Source organism: Polaribacter sp. Asnod6-C07 (genome assembly GCF_045063625.1).
Lineage (GTDB): Bacteria > Bacteroidota > Bacteroidia > Flavobacteriales > Flavobacteriaceae > Polaribacter > Polaribacter vadi_A.
On sequence record NZ_JBEFOF010000005.1, the window covers coordinates 1505502 to 1524057 of the forward strand.

At 29.1% G+C, this 18556-nt stretch carries 15 protein-coding genes and 1 pseudogene; 12 read left to right on the forward strand and 4 right to left on the reverse strand.

The window, feature by feature from the left end; translation table 11 throughout:
• Window positions 1–24: 24 nt before the first annotated feature.
• Both ACJJVK_RS06360 and ACJJVK_RS06365 read left to right on the forward strand, forming a co-directional pair.
• On the forward strand, window positions 25–2886 hold the full coding sequence (locus tag ACJJVK_RS06360; RefSeq protein WP_405564291.1) for a carboxypeptidase-like regulatory domain-containing protein: 2862 nt from the start codon (window positions 25–27) through the stop codon (window positions 2884–2886).
• 130 nt (window positions 2887–3016) lie between these two features.
• Complete coding sequence (locus tag ACJJVK_RS06365) at window positions 3017–5053, forward strand: hypothetical protein (protein WP_405564294.1); 2037 nt, start codon at window positions 3017–3019, stop codon at window positions 5051–5053.
• Between the two features lie 297 nt (window positions 5054–5350).
• Here the strand turns inward: ACJJVK_RS06365 and ACJJVK_RS06370 are convergent, their stop codons facing one another.
• The 4 genes from ACJJVK_RS06370 to ACJJVK_RS06385 form a co-directional block, all read right to left on the reverse strand.
• Window positions 5351–6568, reverse strand: a complete 1218-nt coding sequence (locus tag ACJJVK_RS06370) for an IS4 family transposase (protein ID WP_405564296.1) — start codon at window positions 6566–6568, stop codon at window positions 5351–5353.
• Window positions 6569–6750: 182 nt separating this feature from the next.
• Window positions 6751–7176 carry a cation transporter gene (locus tag ACJJVK_RS06375; RefSeq protein WP_215994047.1) on the reverse strand — a complete coding sequence of 142 codons (426 nt, stop codon included), beginning with the start codon at window positions 7174–7176 and terminating at the stop codon, window positions 6751–6753.
• A gap of 186 nt (window positions 7177–7362) precedes the next feature.
• Complete coding sequence (locus ACJJVK_RS06380; RefSeq protein WP_405564299.1) at window positions 7363–9408, reverse strand: M16 family metallopeptidase; 2046 nt, start codon at window positions 9406–9408, stop codon at window positions 7363–7365.
• Between the two features lie 17 nt (window positions 9409–9425).
• Window positions 9426–10745 (reverse strand): M16 family metallopeptidase, encoded by a 1320-nt coding sequence (locus tag ACJJVK_RS06385; protein WP_405564306.1) that lies wholly within the window; start codon window positions 10743–10745, stop codon window positions 9426–9428.
• Window positions 10746–10991: 246 nt separating this feature from the next.
• Here ACJJVK_RS06385 and rplU point away from each other — a divergent pair.
• From rplU to moaA, 10 genes and pseudogenes are all read left to right on the forward strand, one after another.
• Window positions 10992–11282: pseudogene (rplU, locus tag ACJJVK_RS06390) on the forward strand (50S ribosomal protein L21); the annotation flags it as partial.
• Between the two features lie 93 nt (window positions 11283–11375).
• Entirely contained in the window at window positions 11376–11612 is a 237-nt protein-coding gene (locus tag ACJJVK_RS06395) for a helix-hairpin-helix domain-containing protein (protein WP_394372179.1), read from the forward strand.
• A gap of 39 nt (window positions 11613–11651) precedes the next feature.
• Window positions 11652–11912, forward strand: coding sequence for a 50S ribosomal protein L27 (rpmA, locus tag ACJJVK_RS06400; RefSeq protein WP_208080109.1), 261 nt, complete (start codon window positions 11652–11654; stop codon window positions 11910–11912).
• 108 nt (window positions 11913–12020) lie between these two features.
• Entirely contained in the window at window positions 12021–13952 is a 1932-nt protein-coding gene (locus tag ACJJVK_RS06405) for a sensor histidine kinase (RefSeq protein WP_405564309.1), read from the forward strand.
• Between the two features lie 20 nt (window positions 13953–13972).
• Entirely contained in the window at window positions 13973–14689 is a 717-nt protein-coding gene (locus ACJJVK_RS06410) for a LytR/AlgR family response regulator transcription factor (protein ID WP_405564311.1), read from the forward strand.
• 230 nt (window positions 14690–14919) lie between these two features.
• Window positions 14920–16152 carry a 3-deoxy-D-manno-octulosonic acid transferase gene (locus ACJJVK_RS06415; protein WP_405564314.1) on the forward strand — a complete coding sequence of 411 codons (1233 nt, stop codon included), beginning with the start codon at window positions 14920–14922 and terminating at the stop codon, window positions 16150–16152.
• A gap of 1 nt (window position 16153) precedes the next feature.
• Entirely contained in the window at window positions 16154–16711 is a 558-nt protein-coding gene (locus tag ACJJVK_RS06420) for a YeeE/YedE family protein (protein WP_405564315.1), read from the forward strand.
• Between the two features lie 3 nt (window positions 16712–16714).
• On the forward strand, window positions 16715–17128 hold the full coding sequence (locus ACJJVK_RS06425; protein WP_405568328.1) for a YeeE/YedE thiosulfate transporter family protein: 414 nt from the start codon (window positions 16715–16717) through the stop codon (window positions 17126–17128).
• Window positions 17128–17544 carry a hypothetical protein gene (locus ACJJVK_RS06430; protein ID WP_405564318.1) on the forward strand — a complete coding sequence of 139 codons (417 nt, stop codon included), beginning with the start codon at window positions 17128–17130 and terminating at the stop codon, window positions 17542–17544. The genes ACJJVK_RS06425 and ACJJVK_RS06430 overlap by 1 nt, the downstream gene beginning before the upstream one ends.
• Complete coding sequence (gene moaA / locus ACJJVK_RS06435; RefSeq protein WP_405564321.1) at window positions 17537–18529, forward strand: GTP 3',8-cyclase MoaA; 993 nt, start codon at window positions 17537–17539, stop codon at window positions 18527–18529. The genes ACJJVK_RS06430 and moaA overlap by 8 nt, the downstream gene beginning before the upstream one ends.
• Window positions 18530–18556: the final 27 nt, after the last annotated feature.

Consider the following 18556-nt stretch of genomic DNA (forward strand, 5'->3'; position numbering starts at 1 on the left):
GCATTAGCAAATTAAACACACAAAATGAAAAAATTTTTACTAATTACCTTGTTAGCATTGAGTCAATTTATAGTAGCTCAAGATAAAGGTAAATTAACAGGTTTATTAACAGATAAAGAGTCTAATAATGAGCCTTTGCCATTTGCAAATGTACTCATTAAAGGTACTGATATTGGTGCTACAACAGATTTTGATGGTAATTACACCATTCAAGTTCCTGCAGGTACACATATAGTACAATTTAGTTTTTTAGGTTACAAAACAATCGAAAAATCATTTACTATAAAAGCAGGTGGTACAGTTACAATAAACCAATTAATGTCTGCAGAAGAAGGTGTAGCTTTAGATGATGTTGTAATAAAAACTACAACAACTAAAGAAAAAGAGTCAGCCCTGTTATTAAAGCAAAAAAATGCTACTGTAATTGTAGAGAGTATTGGAGCAGAAAGATTATCTAAAATTGGGGTTTCTGATGCTGCAGCTGCAACTACTAAAATATCTGGAGTAACAAAAAGTGAAGGTTCTGGAGATATTTATATTAGAGGTTTAGGAGATAGGTATTTATCTACTACAATGAATGGTTTGCCAATTCCCTCTGATGATGTAGCAAATAAAAACATAGATTTAGGTCTTTTCTCTACCAATATAATTAATAATATAGGTATATCTAAAACTTATAATACAAGCGGATATTCTGATCAAGCATCAGGAACAGTAGATATCACTTCAAAAAAATACACAAGAAAAGGTTTTTCAGTTAGTGTAAATGGAGGTTTTAATACAGCAGTTATTGGGTTAAATTCAGATTTTAGAAGTACATTAAATATGAATGATGTTACTTTCGGATATTATAAAAAACCTTTTTTACTTAATGATGCTATTAAGTATCAAGGTTGGGATCCTATTACATCAGATAATTCAACTAATTATGGATTGTCTTTTAATGCGTCTTATAAGTTTGATATTTTTGGTAAAGAATTAGGGATATTTGCTACAGCATCTCACAGTAAATCTTTTGAGTACCAAGAAGGAGAATTTAGAACATATCGTGCTAATATTTTAGATAACGCATTTCCTAATTTATCCTATGACCCTGAAACAGCGTTAAATGATTCTCCATCAGTAGAACAATATATTACAAAAATAAATACAACAGGTTATATTAGAGGAGATTTAAAGTTAAACGATAACCATAAGATTGGTTACAATACTTTATTTGTAAATACTGGTAAAGATAATTTATACGAACAAGGAAGAAATGGTTTAGGTTATGTTTTTGACCAACAACCACAAGAGAGAGGAGCTTTTGTTAGAGATCAAAACTACAAACAAACAATTATGTTTGTAAATCAATTAACAGGTGAACATAAACTTTCTGAAAACAATAAATTAACATGGGCAGGTGGCTATAATTTTATTTTAGCAGAAGAGCCAAATCGTATTAGAAACGAAGGTATTATTTTTAGTGATAGCGAAGTAACTTATGCAGATGTATCAGATTTTTCTCAAAGAAAATCTACACAAAGAATTGAGGACAATGAGTTTAATGCTTACATAGTTGATGAATATTCTTTTGGAAAAACAGAAAGTGAGTATGATGATAAACCAATGAAATTAAATTTTGGTTTAAACTTTAGAAATAAAGAAAGAGCTTTTAGTTCTCAGTTTGTAGGTGTTTCTACACCAGGTTATACACCAGGTTTTCCTAACTCAGGGTTTTTAGTTGAAACAGTAGATAATATATCAAATACTTTTACAGATCTTTCTAACTACAATGAAGCAGCTAACCCAATGTTAAGAGTAATAGAGCAATTACCAGATGCATACTCAGCAGATATGACAAATATGGCTGCGTTTACCAATTTAAATTTTGGTTTAAACAATAAGTTTTCTGGAAATTTCGGATTAAGATTCGAAAGAAACGAAGTTAATATTGCTTGGAATGTAAAAAATTATCAAGGCCCAGATGGACAAGCAAGAGTTGGTTCTTTAAGCAGAGAATACAATTCTATTTATCCTAGTTTAAATCTTAAATACCAATTAAACGAAAAAAATTCTGTTCGTTTTGCATCTAGTTTAACGCAAACACTTCCAGAGTTTAAAGAATTTGCTCCTTTTCAATATGAAGAGCCTACAGGACGTGTAATTCAAGGTAATCCAGATTTAGAAAGATCTAAAGTGATAAATATAGATGCTAAATGGGAGTTTTTTCCAAGTAGAGATGAGTTAGTTTCTGGAACAGTATTTTACAAAAACATTAAAGACCCAATAAATTTAGCTTTAACAAGAGGTTCTTCTGGTAACTTTGAGTTTAATAATACAGGAGAGAGAGCAACTGTTTTTGGAATTGAAATAGAAAGTAGATTAAATATCATAGAAAATGATGATGAAAAAAGTTTATTGAGTGCTAATTTCAATATTACTAAAATGTGGTTTAATCAAGATTTATACACAAACTTTCAATATTCAAATGTAGAAGAGTCAGGTTTACAAGGAGCTTCTGATTTTATTACAAATGCATCTCTTAGTTTTAATAGTAGAACAGAAAAAGAGTTTACTGCAACTGTATCTGGTAACTATGCATCAGATAAAATATTTGCATTAGGTTCTCCAGAAGATTTGGTAAATAGTGCAACTTTATTTAATGATGAAATTATAGAAAAAGGTTTTGTGTCTTTAGACTTAGTTTTAAGCAAAGAAATTACAGAAAACTTAATAATTAAAATTGTAGGCAGAAACTTATTAAACCCAGATATACAACAGACTCAAAAAGTTACAGATTTTGATAATTCAGGTTCTGGTGAAATAAATGGAGTAACCAATGAGGTGGTTCAGTCTTATAAAAGAGGAAGTCAATTAAGTTTTAATTTTACGTATAAATTCTAGTTAACATTTTCGTAACAAATCAAGGTTTTTTATGAGTTTTCGTAACTTATTGTTAATAGTTAGTTAATAAAAATCAAATAAATCTGAAGTTTCTTTGTGGAAATAAATAAAAAAATATAATTCAAAAAAAATGAAAAATTTAGTTGTAAAAGTATTGGCAATTATTACTATTGTTACTTCTATATCAAGTTGTGGAAGTGATGACCCAATTGCAGTTGTTCCACCAGTGAGTGATGTAATTGAGAACTTACAAAACGGAATCTTAAATGGAGCATTAACAGAGAGTGCAACTTTAGACTCTTCTACACAGTATAGTTTAACAGGGCAATTTACAGTTGCAGAAGGAGCTAGTTTAACAATACCAGCAGGTACAAGAATTATTGCTGATGCAGGTGGTTCAGAAGTTTATATTGCAATTTTAAGAGGAGCTCAAATTTATATTAATGGTAATACTTCTAATCCAGTAATAATGTCTTCTGCTAGCGGAAACCCTGGAGATTGGGGTGGTTTAACACTTTGTGGTAATGCTACTACATCAGCAGGTGTAGATGCAGTTGCAGAAGTTGGAGACTTTGTTTATGGAGGTACTACAGATAACGATAGTTCTGGTAACATTAACTATTTACAGATTGTTGGTACAGGTGCTCAGATTACTACAGAATCTCAGTATAATGGTATTTCTTTTTACGCAGTTGGTTCTGGTACAGTTGTAAATAATGTAGCAGTAATTAATGGTAAAGATGATGGTGTAGAATTTTTTGGAGGTACAGTATCTGTTTCTAATTTATATTTAGAAAATAATGATGATGATTCTATAGATTGGACAGAAGGATGGAATGGTACAGTTACAAATGCATACATCTCTCATACAATTGCAGGTTTCTCTACAGTTTTTGAAGGAGATAAGGTTAATGGAAACCCAAAATTTAATAATATTACAGCTGTTTCTACTGTAGGTGGTACAGCTTTACAGTTTAAATTACAATCTGGAGGTACAATTACTGGTTTATCTTTGTCTGGTTATGATATAGATTTAGATATGAAAAATGGAGGAGCAACTAGTAATGTTGTTTTAGAAGCAGGTTTAGAAGCTGTTGCTTTAACAGATCCTACAGCTACAGAGACAATAGATGAATATTTTTATACTATAAATGGGGCAAATGTAGCACCAGTTGTTTCTAAAACAGATTTTCCTTGGGTAGATTCAGATTTATCTTTTGAAAGTTCAGTATTACAAGGTACAATTTCTGGTACAGTTACTTTAGATGCTTCAGTTTCTTATATGTTAAATTCAGCTTATATTGTTCCTAGTGGTGCAAAATTAGTGATTCCTGCAGGTACAAAAATTACTGCTAGAGATGGTGGTACAGGAGTTTATATTGCTGTTTTAAAAGGCGGTCAAATAGAGATAGATGGTACAGCAGCTAACCCAGTTGTAATTTCTTCTGCAGATGCTAACCCTGGAGATTGGGGAGGTTTAACAATTTGTGGTGATGCACCAACATCAGCAGGTGTAGATGCAGTTGCAGAAGTTGGAGGTTTCATTTATGGAGGTACTACAGAAGATGATGATTCAGGTCACGTAAAATATTTAGTAATTAAAGGTACAGGTGCACAAATTAATTCAGAATCTCAATACAATGGTGTTTCTTTATATGGTGTTGGTAATAATACTGAATTAGAATACATTGCTGTAATAAATGGTGCAGATGATGGTGTAGAGTTTTTTGGAGGTACAGCAGCAGCTAGCTATTTATACTTAAAAGATAATGATGATGATTCTATAGACTGGACAGAAGAATGGAATGGTTCTGTTACAAATGCTTACATTACAAATACAGTACCTGGTTTTTCTACAGTTTTTGAAGGTGATAAAGACAATGCAAACCCTACGTTTACAAATATTACTGCTATTTCTACAGTAGGTGGTACAGCTTTACAGTTTAAGAAAACTTCTGGTGGTACAATTACAGGTTTAAACTTAATTGGGTACGATTTTGATTTAGATATGAAAGATGAAGGTTCTTTATCTAACGTAATAATTGATGGTGTTGCTGCTGATGCAACTTTAGTTAGTGGAGAAACAACTAAATATACTTTAAACTCAGGTAAAACTTCTACAGCTGTTGATATTTCTGCTTGGACTTGGATTAACGCTAGTTTATAATCGATTAAGATTTTAAAAGAACATATTATTAGAAAGCAGGCTTTAAGCCTGCTTTCTTGGTTTTATAATTAGACTATTATTCGTGTTTTAATTTATGTTGATTAAAAATTCTAGGTTGTAACATTTACTTTTTCTTATAAATCATATTAGAGTTGTTTATTTACCTATATAACCCTACTAAATTGATGATTTCAATGCTTTTAAAGCATAAAAATAATCTAAAGTAGAGATTTACATCCATAAAAAAAAACCGAGCAAATGCTTAGACATGGTCGGAAGAAATTCCGACCATTTTTTTTAGGTTTCAAAATGGTCTAAATTTCCTTCACATTTTAGAACTATCATAGCAATAGCTAAATTTCTGAGTTCCATTTTAAATCTTCTTTTAGCGGTTTTATAACCTATTTTGTTAGTTTTTTTATATATTAAAATTAGCATAGCCACAATCAATGTCATGTAAAGCATTACTTCTATTTCATTTTTGTTTAACGATACAAGGTGACTAACATTAAGCTCTTGTTTAATAAAACGGAAGAATACCTCAATATCCCATCTTCTTCTATAGGCTTGTGCAACTTCTTTAGCCGTTAGTTCAAAATCATTAGTTATAAACCAAAACTCTTTAGACTCTTCTGTTTTACTTTTTGCAACAATTAAACGAAAAGGCGTTTCTACTAACTCTTCTCTATAATGAATATTTCCTTTTTTATTTTTGATAGGTTTTCCAGTATACAGTTGTACCTTACTATCTTTTATAAGGATTAGCTCTCCTAAATCTATCTCTTTATTTTGATTCATTAAACAGGCTATCTCAATATGTTTTCTGTTTTCTCTTGCTCTAATAATAAAACCAATGGAGTCTTTACTAAAAGAGTGCATCGTTCTTGTATACTGCAAACCTCTGTCAATTACATAAATATTTTGATGACCTGATTCTTGTTTTACGTGACCCAAAATAGCTTCAGGTAAAGCAACATCCTCGCTAGAGTATTTTTTATCTGTAAAAACATTAAAATGGCAAGGTAGTAAACCATCGAAAGCAACACTGTACTTTACAGACTTCTTTCCATTTTTATGGTCAATACCTTTTACTAATCTTGTAGAAGCTTCACTAACCATAGAGCTATCAACATGAACTAAGTTGTATTTTGAGCTATTCTTATTAGGATAAGCATCATAAAACTGTTGGTAAATACATTGGTATATCTGAGCAAAGTAATCGGAATCAATTTTAGATAATCGTTCTGAGATAGAACTTCTACGTATACTTTCTGATTTGTCCAAATCAAAAAGAGTTTTGAAAATTACATCATTAAATGTATCCTCTAATGTACGTTGACTCAGTTTTTCATTTTCTAAAATACCATATAATAAAAGATAGAACATCTTTTTACCATGAAGTACTTTGGCATAATAATCTACTTTAGTAGTTACTAATAAATTGGATAAAAGAGCTTCTGGTATAACTCTCAATAATTGATTTACTGAAATTTTACGATCTTTAAAAACTGACATAAATAGCTGATTATCAGACAAAAAGATACGAAAATATTATCAAATAAACAAGCTAAATAGTTGGTTTTTAGTTTCTTGACTAAAAATTTATTGTGTTTTATAAAACAAAAAAGTCGGAAGAAAAATCTTCCGACCATGACTAGCTTTTAGCCTGCTTTTTATCTTATAAGTTAAAATGATTGTTAAGCTTTTTTATCATTACAACAATCCATTGTGCAATCTTCTTTACATTCTTTTTTATCAGTAGAAGTTTCACATTTTTCTTTACAAGCTTCAGAACAAGCGTGTGCTTTCTTGGTTGTTTCAGAAGCTGAGTACATTTCTCCACCAGCAATACCATCAACAAAAGCAATTAGGTCTTTTTTAGAAGTAGTATTAGCATCAAATTGAATATTAGCAATACTATCTGTAAAAATAACTTTAGCATCTATAACACCTTCTTTTTTAGATAATTTAGATTGAATGGTTTTTGCACAACCTATTTCGCAGGTCATTCCAGAAATCGCTAAAGAAACGTTTTCATTTTTCACTTCTTTCTTTTCAGTTTTACATGAAGTAAGTATAAAACAAGCAATTGCGATTGCAGTAAATATTTTTTGAGTTTTCATTTGAATATAGTATTGAATTATTTTGCAAATTTATTAATAATATGACTTGTATTTGAAAAAGTCGAGGTTTTTTACATCAATTTTAACTGAAAATGAGTCCTATACTGCAAAATATAACTTTAAACAATAAAAAAAGAGCCAAAACATTAAGTTTTAACTCTTTTATCAAATTTATTTTAAAAGTGTTTACTTAAAATCTTCATCAGTAACACCTTCATTTACTTTTATTTCTTTTACTTCAAATTTTAAATCCATAGGTCCAGATTTTACCCCAATAGAATAAGGAAACAAAACTCCTTCTACAGCCTTATAATTGCTGAATGTTGTTGGTACTTTCATTTCACCTGTTGGTCCTTTTACCGTTTTTACTTCTTTTGCTTTTAAACCTGTTTTTAGGTCGTAAAAAGCTTCAGTATCATTGAATTTTATAACGTAATAATTTACACCATCAATAGGTTCAATTCTCTCTAGTTTACCAGTTTTATACGCCAAATCTGAAAAAGGAACTAAATTAGACTTTGCTTCTTCTATTTGTTCAGCTTTCATCTCTATTTTTTGTCCTCTAGCTTCTTGGTAACCTGTTGTACCATTAAAAACAGCTTTTTGCATAACATTACCAGCTACAGCAATTTCTTGCGAAGTTTTGTTAGGTGCAGCTGCTTTAGATGTCATTGTCAAAGCCATTCCTTGTACAGTGGCATTTGCAACCATTATTGTGGTTTTAATTGCCATTACTTTTTCTTTACCTCCAATAGCTTCTATGTATTTGTCAACAACAGTTTCTGCAGTCATTCCTGCAGGAATAGGCATTGTCATTGGTGGTTTTACTGTTGGGTTTCCTTTATCATCAAAATACTTAATTACATAATCTGTTTTTTCAAGATTTTTAAGTACATCAATTCCTTTACCTGTAATTACAATTCTAGCTTTATTACCTTTAAAATATTTAATGGCTGCATTCTGAACTTCATCAATAGTAACCGCATTTATATTTTTTAGGTAATTTTCATAAAAATCATCTGGTAAATTGTACAATTCTCTGTTTAAAGCATAACCTGCAACAGTTGCTGGCTTTTGTACATTAATTACAAAGCTTCCTACATATTGTGCTTTAGCGTTTTTAAGTTCTGCTTCTGTAATTTTTTCATAACGAATTCTGTTAATTTCTTTCATTATTTCTACAACAGAGCTGTCTGTAACCATATTACGTACACTTGCAGTTGCTCTAAATGTAGCTGCGTTTCTGCTTTGTCTTAACCTTGAGTAAGAACCATAAGTATAGCCTTTATCTTCTCTTAGATTAGAGTATAAACGAGCAGTACCTCCACCACCTAAAATTCTATTGGCCAAAAGAGCAGCATAATAATCTTTATCTCCTAATTTTAGGTTGATATTATTGATAATTGCAATTTCTGATTGAACTGCATTATCCATATTAATAAAGTTAATTTCAGTAGTTTCTACATTTTTAGTTTCTGGAATGTTGGTTGTAGGTATTGTACCTGCTTCCCAATCAGAAAATAATTTAGTAACTAACTTTTTAATTTCTTTCGGGTTTATATCACCTTGTACAACCAAATAAGCATTATTAGGCTTGTAATATGTATTGTAATTAGTCTTTACATCTGTTAGAGTGATGTTGTTTACAGTTTCTTTAGATATGAACTCTCCATAAGGATGTTCTGCTCCATAAGTCAATAAATCTTCTACTCTTCTTGCAATTGTAGTAACACTTTTTTCGTTACTTTTTATACCATCTAAAGTTATCTTTTGTTCTTTATCAAATTCTTCTTGCGTAAATTGTGAGTTCTTTACACCATCTGCCATTAAACCTAAAACTTCTTCAAAATATCTTTTTAAAGAAGATGCATAAGCAGATGAGCTACCAAAACTAATATTTGCACCTAAAAAGTCTACTCGTTCATTAAAAGTATCTTTTGTCATTGTTGGTGTTCCTCTTCCTAAAAGGCTACCCATCATAGAAGAAACACCAGCTTTATCACCTTCAAAATAAGGTTTATTATCAATATTTAAACTGGCAGAAGCTCTTGGTAATTTATGGTTTTCTACTACAATTACAGTTAAACCATTTTTTAATTTAAACTTATCTGCTTTACCAAATTTTACTTGTGGTGCAGGACCTGAAGCAGGCTTTTTTGTTCTGTCTACTTGTGCATTTAACGAAAAACAGATGGTTAATATGGCTACAAGTGATGCTATTTTTGTTTTCATAATATTCATATCTTATATTATTTCTTTTGTGATTCTGGTAAATACTCTAAAACTAATCTTTGATTTGGATTTAAGTATTTTTTTGCAACTTCTCTAATATCTTCTCTGCTGATAGATCTAAAAATATCAATCTCTGTATTAATTAAATTAGTATCACCAAACATAACATAGTATTCTGCTAATGAACCAGCAATTCCTTGTACTGTAGCATTTGAATTTACAAATCTATTTTCGAATTGATTTTGTAATTTCTGATAATCGTTTTCAGAAATTAAATTGGTTTGTAGTTTTATAATTTCTTCGTCTATACCTTCTAATAAAGCATCCAAAGAAGTTTCATCTTGTGGTAAACCAAACAAAATATAGGTTCCATAATCTTCTTGACTAAAGTTGATAGCACCTGTTTGTAACGCCATTTTCTTAGTATCAACTAATTTTTTATACAAAACTGAGCTTCTACCAGTACTAAAGTAAGAAGAGATCATATCTAAAACTCTAGAATCTTTTGTTGTCATTGCAGGAGTTCTATAAGCAGCCATAATTGCAGGAATACTAATATTAGCATCGTAAGCTTTTGCTTTTATAGTTTCTGTAATTGGTTCTTCTTTTGGGAAGTTTCTTTCAATATCTGCACCTCTTGGGATTGAGCCAAAATAATCTTGAATTAATTTTTTAACTTCGGCTTTATCAATATCACCAGCAACTACTAAAGTTCCGTTATTTGGTATATAAAACTTTTTATTAAATGCTTTAAAATCCTCTAAAGTTGCAGCGTCTAAATGCTCCATTTTTCCAATTGTAGTTCCTTTATAAGGATGTTTTTTAAAGATATTTTTCTTAACATTCTCTAAGAATTTTCCATAAGGCTGATTGTCTACTCTTAGTCTTTTTTCTTCTTTAACAACTTCATTCTGTGTGTCTACACCAACTTGTTCTATAACAGGATGCAATAATCTTTCAGATTCTAACCACAAACCAGTAGCAACTTCGTTAGATGGAAATTGCTCATAATAATAAGTTCTATCATCATCTGTTGTTGCATTTCCATTACCACCAGCAGAAGAAACTATTTTATCCCATTCTCCTCTTGGTATGTTTTTGGTTCCTTCAAAAAGTAAGTGCTCAAAAAAGTGAGCCATCCCTGTTCTATCTGGTTGTTCATCTTTGGCACCTACATGATAATAAGTAGCAATAAATGCTACAGGTGCAGAATTGTCTTGATGCAATATTACATGCATCCCATTACTTAAATCATACTCTTCAAATTCTACTTTTTGTGCATTTGTTGTAAAAGCAAATAACACCAAAGCAGCAAAAGATAAAATACTTTTCTTCATTGGTTTAATTTAGTTTATTAATAAGTGTTTAGATTTGACGCAATTTTTTATGTTTTGTAACAACATAAAAATATCAACAATCAAAAATAATAAAGACCAATATAATATAAATGATTTCTTATATAATTATTTAATTTTAAAATATTATAATTGATGTTGTTAACTATTAAAAAAGATGTATATTTGCATCCGCATTTTCAGTAAGTTAAATGCAATAAATTAGTATAAATACGCAAAACAATTAGTATGTACGCAATCGTAGAGATAGCAGGGCAGCAATTTAAAGTAGCAAAAGACCAAAAAGTATACGTTCATCGTTTACAAGGAGAAGAAGGATCAAAAGTAACTTTTGATAACGTTCTTTTACTTGATGATGCTGGTAACGTAACTTTAGGCGCCCCAGCTATAGAAGGAGCATCAGTAACAGCTCAAATTTTAAGTCACTTAAAAGGTGATAAAGTAATCGTCTTTAAAAAGAAAAGAAGAAAAGGTTACAGAAAGAAAAATGGTCATAGACAGTATTTAAGCGAGATTCAAATTGAATCTATTGCTGCAACTGGTGCAAAGAAAGCTGTTAAAAAAGCTGCTCCAAAAAAAGCAACAAAAGCTAAAGCTGATGATTTAAAGAAAATTGAAGGTGCAGGACCTAAAGCTGCTGAAGCTTTAGTAAATGCAGGTTTAGATACTTTTGCTAAAGTTGCAAAAGCAGATCCAGCTAAATTGAGTGAAATCTTAACTGAAGCAAGTTCTAGATTGTCTCATTTAGTTACAACTACATGGCCAAAGCAAGCTGGTTTAGCTGCAGAAGGTAAGTGGGATGAATTAAAAGAATTACAAGATAGATTAGATGGTGGTATTGAAAAATAACCATTTATAATTTACTTTAACCTATAAAAACTCAACAAAATGGCACATAAAAAAGGTGTAGGAAGTTCGAAGAATGGTAGAGAATCAGAATCGAAACGACTAGGTGTTAAAATATTTGGAGGACAAGCTGCAATTGCAGGTAATATTATTGTTCGTCAAAGAGGAACTACTCACAATCCAGGAGAAAACGTTTACATGGGTAAAGATCATACTTTACATGCAAAAGTTGATGGAATTGTAGAATTTCAAAAGAAAAGAGATAATAGATCTTATGTATCTATTACTCCATTTGAAGCTTAAAAAGACGTAAGTTTTTTACAATATTAAAAATGCTCTAACATTTATTTGTTAGAGCATTTTTATTTTTAGTAAATTTTATGGTATATTTCTATGATATATAAAAAAAACATGACGAGAATCCATTTTTTTACTTTATTTGTATACCTATTTTCTTTTAGTAGTAGTGTAGCTCAAGATCAAAACAATCAACAAACTGAACTAACACAAAAAGTTGAGATTTTTATTTTAGAAAAGAAATTAGATTCTGCATCTCTTCTTTTAAATCAACTTAATAAAAACAGCTATACAACAATTTTAAATAAGATTAAAAATAAGGAACTTGTTTCTTATGCAGAGTATAATCAATTTTTAAAATCTGTAAGTACAAGACAGGTTGTAAATTATTTATCTGTACATAATTTTATAAAAAACTTTATAAAAGAGCCAGTAAATGATAAAAAAATAGATATAGATTATGTAAATATTAAGTGGAATCAAATAGGTAATTTAAGAGATGAGGTTACGTTAGAAGCCGCTAATAAAGAGCATGAAAAACTAGAAATTTATGTAAATAAGTTTGATGATTCTGATATTGATGTTTTAAAGTTGAAGACAAAAATTACAAGTCATCCTATAATAATGTTTAATATTAAACAAGATTTAAAGGGAAAAGAGTTGTGTTTAAAAAGTATAGAATCTGCAAGAGAACTAAAAGACATAAATTTAGAAATTATTTTTTTATACTATCTAACAGACTTTTTGGTACAAGAAGGTAAATTACAAGAATATATAGATGTTTGTGAGCAAAGTTTAGAATTAGAAAAAAAGTTGCCTAAACAAACAGGTTTTCATCATGCTATATTAGAGCATTTAGTAGATGCTTATATTTATAAAGGGGGTAATAATGACAGGGTAGAAGGTTTGTTGGCGGAAATTTATGAAAATGAAACTTCAAGAATACAATCATTTGAATTCTATGCTAAATTTATAGCTAAACTAAACAAGAACTCAATAGAAAAGAAAAAAATTCTAAAAAAATTTCAAGTAAAAAATGTACTAGAACTAATAGAAAAATTTAGAAAATTAGGAGAAGTTTTAAATAATCATGATTATGCCAGTTTAATAAGTAGCAGTGCAAGAGCTTTAGTTGCTCATGGTTTTTACGAAAAAGCAATTTTGTATAAAGAAAGCCAAATAACCCTAATCAAAAATATTTACTCTAAAGATTTATCAGAAACATTAGCAAATTATAAAACAGATTTAGCTGTTAAAGAACAAGAAAAAGTTATAGAACACGAAAAAGAAAAAACAAGTTTATATGCAGTTATTGCATCTTTAGCTTTTATTTTACTATTAATTTCATTATTAGTTTTAAGGAAAATAAGAAAGCAATCTAAAGAGTTAAGCGAAAAAAATACACTAATAGAACAATCATTAAAAGAAAAAGAATTACTAGTTAAAGAAGTACATCATAGGGTAAAAAATAATTTTCAAATTGTATCTAGTTTATTAGAACTACAGAGCGAAGGCATAGAAGATGAAAAAGCATTAGAATTAGTCAATGAAGGTAAGAATAGAGTGAAATCGATGGCTTTAATTCATCAAAAACTATATCAAAATGAAAGTGGTTTAGTAGATTTTGATGAATATATACACTTATTAGTTAAAGAACTTTCATCCTTATTTAAATCTAATAACAAAATTGAAACATCAATAGAATCAAAAAATATGGAATTTGATGTAGATACAGCAATTCCTCTTGGCTTAATAATTAATGAAATAATTACAAACTCTTACAAATATGCGTTTGGTAGTGAAAAAGAAAATATCTTGTCTATTTCTATAGGTAAAGAAGATAATGATGATTTTAAACTTGTAATAGAAGATAATGGCCCAGGATTGTCTAATGATTTTGATGTAAAAAAAACAAAAAGTTTAGGTTTACGTTTGGTAAACAGATTGGTAAAACAATTACATGGTACTTTAAAAGTAACAAATATAAATGGAGCGAGATTTGAAATTACTTTTAAAGATGAACAAGCAAGACAATTAATCGATTAAATTTTTATAAATTTTTGTTTATGGAAAGTGTAAAGGTTTTAGTAGTTGAAAATGAAATGATAATTGCAGATAATATTTGTAATACCTTAGAAGATTTAGGCTATAATGTTTTAGAGCCAGCTATTAGTTATACAGAAGCTATGATAACTATAGAAAAAGAAAAACCAGATATTGCAATTTTAGATATTATTTTATCAGGTAAAAAAACGGGTATAGATATTGCAAAACAAATTATAGATAATTACCATTTTCCTTTTGTTTTTTTAACGTCCAATTCAGATTCAATTACTTTAAATAAGGCAAAAGAAGTTATGCCACCTGCATATTTAGTAAAACCATTTTCTAAAGAAGAACTTTTTACTTCTATAGAAATAGCAATTTCAAATTATTCTAAAAGAGTAATAGAAGAAGAAAAAAGTGTTTCTGATAAATCAATTTTTATTAAAAATAAAGGAGCTTTGTTAAAAGTAAAGTTCGATGATATCTTATATTTTAAAAGTTCACATGTTTATGTAGAGCTTTTTTTAGTAGATAATAAAAAGTTTTTGGTAAGAAAAAGTTTAAATAACATTCAAGAAACATTAAATAAAAATTTTGTTCGTGTACAAAGAAGTTTTATTGTAAATATTCATCATGTTAAAGAGGTTAAAATAGATTCTATTATAGTTGATCAAGAGATAATACCTATAGGTAAAAAATATAAAGAAGAATTAATAGATAGAATTAATTCAATTTAAATTGCTTTTTAGAACAAAAAACACTGTGTTTAGAACATTTAGTTAGCAAAAACAGTTGAGTTTGTTTATTTTTATTAAAAATATTTACGTTGGGGGATGTAACTATTTTTATAAAAGTTATTTTATAATAAGAACTTTTAATCAAGTTACCCTTTTTAGGGTAACTTTTTTTTAAGGTCAAATTTCTTTTTTGGGTATTTAACAAACTTCTATTTTGTATTTTTACCACAATGAATTTCCTTTATAACTTCCTTGTTTTTAAAGCCTCTATTGTGCTCTCAATTTTAGCTATTTTTAATAAAAAATTAAAGCTTTTTGTTGATGGAAGAAAAGAAACATTTTCTAAAATTTCTACTTTAAAAAATGAGCAAACAATTTGGTTTCATGTAGCATCTTTGGGCGAGTTTGAACAAGCAAGACCAATTATAGAAGAGTTAAAAAAAGACTACAAACAGTTTAAAATACTGGTTACTTTTTTTTCTCCTTCAGGATATGAAATAAGAAAAAATTATAATTTAGCAGATGTTGTTTGTTATTTGCCTTTAGATTCTAAATCGAATGCTAAAAAGTTTGTAGAAATTGTAAATCCTAAAATGGCAATTTTTATTAAATATGAATTTTGGCCAAATCTTTTAAATGAACTTAAAAGAAAAGAAATTCCTACAATTTTAGTTTCGGGCATTTTAAGAGAAAAACAATTGTTCTTTAAAAGTTATGGAGGTTTTATGCGCAAATCTTTAGAAGCTTTTCATTACTTTTTTGTGCAAAATAAAACTTCTAAAGAATTATTGAATTCCATCAATTTTAAAAATGTAAAAGTTGCTGGTGATACACGTTTTGATAGAGTTTCTAAAATCTTAGAACAAGACAATTCACTCGATTTTATTAGCGAATTTAAAAATGGAAAATACACTGTTGTTGCTGGTAGTACTTGGCCAGAAGATGAGCAATTGTTGGTCAATTATATCAACAATAATGCAACAAATGACGAAAAATTTATTATTGCGCCTCATAATATTAAAGCTGATGCAATTGTTGCTTTACAAAAATCCATCAATAAAAAAACAGTTTTATTTTCAGATAAAGAGGATAAAAACTTAGCAGAATATCAAGTTTTTATTATTGATACAATTGGTATTTTAACCAAAATTTATGCTGCAGCAGATTTAGCTTATGTTGGTGGAGGATTAAAAACAGGGTTGCATAATATTTTAGAACCAGCAACTTTCGGAATTCCTGTAGTGATTGGAAATAATTACGACAAATTTAAAGAGGCTGTAGATTTGGTGAAAATTGGTGGTTGTATTTCAATTAAAAATCAAGAAGAATTTACGCAGAATTTCATCAATTTTAAAAATGATGAAAATTTCAGAAAATTAACAGGCGCAATCAATAAAAAATATATTGAGACTAATTTAGGAGCAACAAAACAAATTATGAATTATTTAAAGGATAAAATTTAAAATGGATTTTATATTTCAACCTTGGGCTTGGTATATAGGTGGTCCACTAATAGCATTATCGCTGTTATTGTATTTCTATTTTGGGCAAAACTTTGGAGCATCAACGAATTTTGAAACCTTGTGTACAGTGGCTGGTGCAGGCAAAGTTTCTGATTACTTTAAAAAAGATTGGAAACAGCGTGATTTTGCACTAATGTTTGTAGTTGGTTTAATTATAGGTGGTTTTATTTCATCAACTTATTTAGTGCCAAATCAAACAATAGATTTAAACCCAACTACAGTAAAAGAACTCACAGACTTAGGTTTTACTAATGTTGGTAATCAATATTTTCCTGATGAAATTTTTGGGGATGATATTTACACATCTTTAAAAGGATTTTTAATTCTGATAATTTCTGGAGTGCTAATAGGTTTTGGAACACGTTATGCAGGTGGTTGTACTTCTGGCCACGCAATTACAGGTTTAAGTAATCTACAATTACCATCTTTATTAGCCGTAATTGGGTTTTTTATAGGGGGTATCATAGCAACATGGTTTATAATTCCAATACTTTTTTAGATGATGAAAAATATTAAGTTTTTAATTTTAGGAATCTTTTTTGCAATTGTATTGAGTAAATCTCAAGCCATTTCTTGGTATCGATTTTACGAAATGTTTAAGTTTCAATCTTTTCATATGTTTGGTATTATTGGAGGCGCAGTTGTAATTTCTGCTATTATTATGCAGTTGTTTAAAAGCGGAAAAATAAAAGATATTAAGGGCAATAAAATTGTACCAAAGCCAAAGAAAAAAGGATTTATCAGTACTGTTTTTGGAGGAACACTTTTTGGTTTAGGTTGGGGGATTTCTGGAGCTTGTGCAGCACCTATTTTTGTGATTTTTGGATTTAAATTAATACCAGCACTAATTATTTTATTGGGTGCACTTTTGGGTACATTTTTGTATGGTTTAGTAAGTAAGAAATTACCTAATTAATGGAACGTCATTATAAAATTTCTGATGCTGAATTTGAAACACAATTCACAGAAAATACATTTAAACCTTTGTGGTTTACACACGAAGCACATTTACGTTTAGCGTGGATTTATATTACCAAATACAGAAAAGAAATTGCCTTAGAAAAGTACAGTAAACAATTGCAAGACTTTGCAAATAAATACAACGCAGAAGGTAAATACAATGCTACAGTAACTTTTGCTTCCATTCAAATTATGGATGCTTTTATTCAGAATTCTGATGCTTATGATTTTCAAGATTTTATCAATGAATTCTCACAATTAAAAAGTAATTTTAAAGAAATTATTTCAACCTATTATTCTGGCGATGTTTTTACTTTAAAAGAAGCAAAACAACAAGTTTTACAACCAGATTTAAAACCTTTTAATGAGTAAATTAGTAGACAATTTTGGACGACAAATGGAATATGTACGATTGGCAGTTACAGATCGTTGTAATTTGCGTTGCCAATATTGTATGCCTGCTCACGGAATAGATATTGTTCCTAGACAAGAATTATTGACTTTTAAAGAAATGTATCGTTTAATTCGAGTGTTAACAGAATTGGGCGTTAATAAAGTTCGTTTAACAGGTGGAGAACCTTTTGTGCGTAAAGATTTTGTTGGTTTTTTAGAAATGTTGTCTTACAACGATTTATTAGATGCTATAAATATCACAACCAATGGTGCTTTAATTTCTCATCATATAGATAAAATTGAAAAGCTAGAAAAAGTTAAAAACATTAATTTAAGTATTGATAGTTTACATAGAGATAAGTTTGCTAAAATTACACGAAGAGATGTTTTTCCTGAAGTTTATAAAACGTTTGAACTCCTAGAAAAAAGCAACTTAAACTTAAAACTGAATGTAGTTGTGCAGTCTGGTTTTAATACGGATGAAATTGTAGATTTTGTTAGACTAACAAAAGACAAAAATGTAGCAGTTCGTTTTATTGAAGAAATGCCTTTTAATGGAAAAGGACAAAGAGATATGCAAGAAAATTGGACGTTTAAAAAGATTTTAAATGAAGTAAAAACCGAGTTTTCTGTGGATGAAATTCAGTCTGAAAAATCATCAACTTCTAGAAATTATAAAGTAGAAAATCATAAAGGGACTTTCGGAATTATACCTGCATTCACAAGAACTATTTGTAACGATTGTAATAGAATAAGAATAACATCAACAGGAACTTTTAAAAACTGTTTGTTTGATGATGGCGTTTTTAATCTACGAGATTTTATAAGAAAAGGAGCTTCTAACGATGATTTAAAAGAACTCTTTTTATCTTTAGTAAAAGAAAAACCAGAAAATGGTTTTATAGCAGAAGCAAATCGTAAAAAAGGAAATGTTTCTGAAAGTATGAGTACAATTGGAGGGTAAAAAAGTGTAACTGTGTAATTGTTTAAT

What these genes read in the sequence shown, in the direction of transcription:
- ACJJVK_RS06360 (WP_405564291.1), top strand. Translation starts at nt 25, where the DNA reads ATGAAAAAATTTTTACTAATTACCTTGTTAGCATTGAGTCAATTTATA.
- ACJJVK_RS06425 (WP_405568328.1), top strand. Translation starts at nt 16,715, where the DNA reads ATGAAAAATATTAAGTTTTTAATTTTAGGAATCTTTTTTGCAATTGTA.
- ACJJVK_RS06370 (WP_405564296.1), bottom strand. Translation starts at nt 6,568, where the DNA reads ATGTCAGTTTTTAAAGATCGTAAAATTTCAGTAAATCAATTATTGAGA.
- moaA (WP_405564321.1), top strand. Translation starts at nt 17,537, where the DNA reads ATGAGTAAATTAGTAGACAATTTTGGACGACAAATGGAATATGTACGA.
- ACJJVK_RS06380 (WP_405564299.1), bottom strand. Translation starts at nt 9,408, where the DNA reads ATGAAAACAAAAATAGCATCACTTGTAGCCATATTAACCATCTGTTTT.
- ACJJVK_RS06415 (WP_405564314.1), top strand. Translation starts at nt 14,920, where the DNA reads ATGAATTTCCTTTATAACTTCCTTGTTTTTAAAGCCTCTATTGTGCTC.
- ACJJVK_RS06385 (WP_405564306.1), bottom strand. Translation starts at nt 10,745, where the DNA reads ATGAAGAAAAGTATTTTATCTTTTGCTGCTTTGGTGTTATTTGCTTTT.
- ACJJVK_RS06405 (WP_405564309.1), top strand. Translation starts at nt 12,021, where the DNA reads ATGACGAGAATCCATTTTTTTACTTTATTTGTATACCTATTTTCTTTT.
- ACJJVK_RS06430 (WP_405564318.1), top strand. Translation starts at nt 17,128, where the DNA reads ATGGAACGTCATTATAAAATTTCTGATGCTGAATTTGAAACACAATTC.
- ACJJVK_RS06375 (WP_215994047.1), bottom strand. Translation starts at nt 7,176, where the DNA reads ATGAAAACTCAAAAAATATTTACTGCAATCGCAATTGCTTGTTTTATA.
- ACJJVK_RS06410 (WP_405564311.1), top strand. Translation starts at nt 13,973, where the DNA reads ATGGAAAGTGTAAAGGTTTTAGTAGTTGAAAATGAAATGATAATTGCA.
- ACJJVK_RS06420 (WP_405564315.1), top strand. Translation starts at nt 16,154, where the DNA reads ATGGATTTTATATTTCAACCTTGGGCTTGGTATATAGGTGGTCCACTA.
- rpmA (WP_208080109.1), top strand. Translation starts at nt 11,652, where the DNA reads ATGGCACATAAAAAAGGTGTAGGAAGTTCGAAGAATGGTAGAGAATCA.
- ACJJVK_RS06365 (WP_405564294.1), top strand. Translation starts at nt 3,017, where the DNA reads ATGAAAAATTTAGTTGTAAAAGTATTGGCAATTATTACTATTGTTACT.